This is a genomic window from Micromonospora sp. NPDC003776, assembly GCF_053605645.1.
This window is the reverse complement of record NZ_JBSGJR010000727.1, coordinates 1-2946: the sequence shown is the minus strand read 5'-3', so window position 1 is coordinate 2946 and position 2946 is coordinate 1. Positions and strand designations below refer to the sequence as shown.

At 72.7% G+C, this 2946-nt stretch carries 4 protein-coding genes and 1 pseudogene; all 5 read left to right on the top strand.

Going from position 1 to position 2946, the window contains the following annotated elements; genetic code table 11:
• A pseudogene (locus tag ACWEVO_RS34040) lies at window positions 1-236 on the top strand (hypothetical protein); the annotation flags it as partial.
• On the top strand, window positions 233-685 hold the full coding sequence (locus ACWEVO_RS34035) for a roadblock/LC7 domain-containing protein (RefSeq protein WP_452311523.1): 453 nt from the start codon (window positions 233-235) through the stop codon (window positions 683-685). The pseudogene ACWEVO_RS34040 and the gene ACWEVO_RS34035, both read left to right, overlap by 4 nt.
• Before the next feature lie 21 nt (window positions 686-706).
• Complete coding sequence (locus ACWEVO_RS34030) at window positions 707-1048, top strand: DUF742 domain-containing protein (protein WP_452311522.1); 342 nt, start codon at window positions 707-709, stop codon at window positions 1046-1048.
• Window positions 1026-1631, top strand: coding sequence for a GTP-binding protein (locus tag ACWEVO_RS34025; protein ID WP_452311521.1), 606 nt, complete (start codon window positions 1026-1028; stop codon window positions 1629-1631). Before ACWEVO_RS34030 ends, ACWEVO_RS34025 begins: the two co-directional genes overlap by 23 nt.
• Before the next feature lie 17 nt (window positions 1632-1648).
• Window positions 1649-2887 carry a styrene monooxygenase/indole monooxygenase family protein gene (locus ACWEVO_RS34020; RefSeq protein ID WP_452311520.1) on the top strand — a complete coding sequence of 413 codons (1239 nt, stop codon included), beginning with the start codon at window positions 1649-1651 and terminating at the stop codon, window positions 2885-2887.
• Window positions 2888-2946 lie beyond the last annotated feature (59 nt).

The following is a 2946-nucleotide window of genomic DNA, read 5'->3' as shown; positions in this document are numbered from 1 at the left end:
ACTCGCCGACCGTGCCGCTGCACACCCTCGCCGCACCGGCCGGCACGCCACAGCCGGCCGGCGGCCTGCCCCGACGCGTACCGGAAAGCGTCCGCGACCAGACTCCACCACCCCGCCCACCCGCGGATCCCGGCGCCGGTTCCCCGCCCGAGGCATGGCCGGACGAGACCGCCGCCTTCGAGGCCGGCGTCGGTGCCGCCCGCACCCCCACCGACCACGAAGGACGGCAGCAATGACCCACGCGTACCCCGGCACGGCGACCAGCGGCTCCGGACTGCCGGACTGCGCCTGGCTGATCCGGCAGTTCGCCGAGGACGTACCCGGGGTCAACCACGCCATGCTCGTCTCCCTGGACGGCCTGCAACTCGCCGCCTCGCACGGGATCGGCCGCGACCTCGGCGACCAACTCGCCGCGCTGACCGCCGGCCTGCTCAGCATGGCCGACCGCAGCGCCGCCCTGCTCGACCTCGGCGCCGCCGAGTACCTGACCGTCCGCCTGCCGCGCGGGCACCTGCTGTTCATGCGCGTCGGCGAGTCCGCCGGCCTGGCCGTGGCCGCCGCCCCCGGCTGCGACCTGCGGGTCGTCTCCTACCGGATGACCCAGTTCGTCAGCGCGGTGTGGCACGCCCTCACCCCGGCCGTCCGACACGAACTGCACCGCGCGACCGCCAGCCAGCCCCGCTGACCCGGCCCAAGGAAGCTGATCATGCCGATGAGGTACTGGAAGGTGCGGCCGTACGTGCTCACCGCCGGCCGCACCCGCACCCGCCAGCCACTACTGGTGCACACCATGGTCTCGGTGCCCTACTACGACGCCGTCTTCGCCTCCGGCCTGCTGCCCGAGGCCCGGTCCCTGTACGAACACGCCCGCCGGGCCGCCCGCTCCGTCGCCGAACTCTCCGCCGTCTGCGGGATGTCCCTCGGTGTGACCCGGGTCGTCGTCGACGACCTGGCCGCCACCGACCGGCTCATGATCCACCACGACCACCACAACGTCGACTTCCGCCTCCTGGAGAGACTCCGCGATGGCCTCCGCAAGCTCGCCTGACAACCCGCTGCTGACCTCGGCGAAGATCGTCATCGCCGGTGGCTTCGGGGTCGGCAAGACCACCTGCGTCCGGTCCATCTCGGAGATCCCACCGATCAACACCGAGGCGTGGATGACCGCGGCCAGCGAGACCGTCGACCGGCTCGACCCCGGCATCGACAAGACCACCACCACCGTGGCCATGGACTTCGGCCGGCTCACCATCGGCCCCGACCTGGTGCTCTACCTCTTCGGGACCCCCGGCCAGCCCCGATTCTGGCCCATGTGGGACGACCTGTGCCGCGGCGCGGTCGGCGCGCTGGTGCTCACCGACACCCGCAACCTGGCCGCCTCCTTCCCCGCGGTCAACTACTTCGAGCAGGACAGCGACGTGCCGTTCGTGGTCTGCGTGAACCTCTTCGACGGGCAGCTGCACCACCCGCTCGAGGACGTCCGCGCCGCACTCGCGCTGCCCGCCCGCGTACCCCTGATCGCCTGCGACGCCCGCGACCCCTCCTCGGTGGCCCGCGCGCTGCTCGCGGTCGTGGAACACACCATGTCCCGCACCGCCCGGCCCACCGCGGGCGCCCTCGCGGCGCGGTAGCTCAACCTGGAGGAACCATGCGCAAGATCCTTGTCGTCGGGGCCGGACAGTCCGGCCTCCAGCTCGCCCTGAGCCTGCTCGCCGAGGGCTACGACGTCACCGTCATGTCCGCCCGCACCCCCGACGAGATCCGCCGCGGCTGGGTGATGAGCACCCAGGCCATGTTCGCCACCGCACTGGCCACCGAACGTCGGTACGGGCTGGACCTGTGGGCGGACAAGGCGCCCCGGATCGAGGGGCTGCACGTGTCGCTCTCCGCGCCGCCCGGCGAGCGGGCGCTGCGCATCGCCGCCCCGCTGGACGAACCGGCGCAGAGCACCGACCAGCGGATCAAGATGGCCGACTGGCTGGAGCTGTTCGAACAGCGCGGTGGCACCGTGCTCTACCAGACCGTCACCACCGCCGACCTGGACGGGCTGACCCGGCTCGGCCGGTACGACCTGACCGTGGTCGCCGCCGGCAAGGGCGACCTGGTGGGCGTCTTCGACCGCGACCCGCAACGCTCGGTGTACGACACGCCGCAACGCGGGCTGGCCGTCGCGTACGTGCACGGCATGACCCCGGACCCGCTGCTGCCGGTGCCGCACGTCAGCTTCAACGCGGTACCCGGCCTCGGCGAACTCTTCGTCATCCCCGCACTGACCCACTCCGGCCCGTGCGAGATCCTGTTCTGGGAAGCGGTGCCCGGCGGGCCGCTGGACCTGTGGACCGAGCGGCGGGACCCCGCCGAGCACCTCAAACTCACCCTGGACCTGACCCGCCGCTACACCCCGTGGATCCACGACCGCTGCACCGACGTCGAGCTGACCGACGGCCGGGCCACCCTCTCCGGCCGCTACACCCCCACCGTGCGCCACCCCGTCGCGGAACTGCCCTCCGGCGGGCTGGTGCTCGGCATGGCCGACGTGGTGGTGGCCAACGACCCGATCACCGGCCAGGGCAGCAACACCGCGGCCAAGTGCGCCTACTCGTACCTCGGGTCGATCGTGGAGCGCGGCGACCGGCCGTTCGACCGGGAATGGATGACCCAGACCTTCGAACGGTTCTGGGCCGGCGTCGGCGAGGCCGTCACCGGCTGGACCAACGCCATGCTGCAGCCGCTGCCGCCGCACGTGCAACAACTCCTCGGCGCGGCCGCCGGCAACGAGACCGTCGCCCGGCGCTTCGCCAACGGGTTCAGCGACCCGAACGACTTCCGCGACTGGTTCATGACGCCGGACGCGGCCGAGCGCTACCTGGCCGCCGTCACCGGCTGACCGGCCCAGCCGGGAACGAGCCGCCCGCCGGAGACCCCCCGCCCGGCGGGCACCCGGCC

What these genes read in the sequence shown, in the direction of transcription:
- ACWEVO_RS34035 (WP_452311523.1), top strand. Translation starts at nt 233, where the DNA reads ATGACCCACGCGTACCCCGGCACGGCGACCAGCGGCTCCGGACTGCCG.
- ACWEVO_RS34030 (WP_452311522.1), top strand. Translation starts at nt 707, where the DNA reads ATGCCGATGAGGTACTGGAAGGTGCGGCCGTACGTGCTCACCGCCGGC.
- ACWEVO_RS34025 (WP_452311521.1), top strand. Translation starts at nt 1,026, where the DNA reads ATGGCCTCCGCAAGCTCGCCTGACAACCCGCTGCTGACCTCGGCGAAG.
- ACWEVO_RS34020 (WP_452311520.1), top strand. Translation starts at nt 1,649, where the DNA reads ATGCGCAAGATCCTTGTCGTCGGGGCCGGACAGTCCGGCCTCCAGCTC.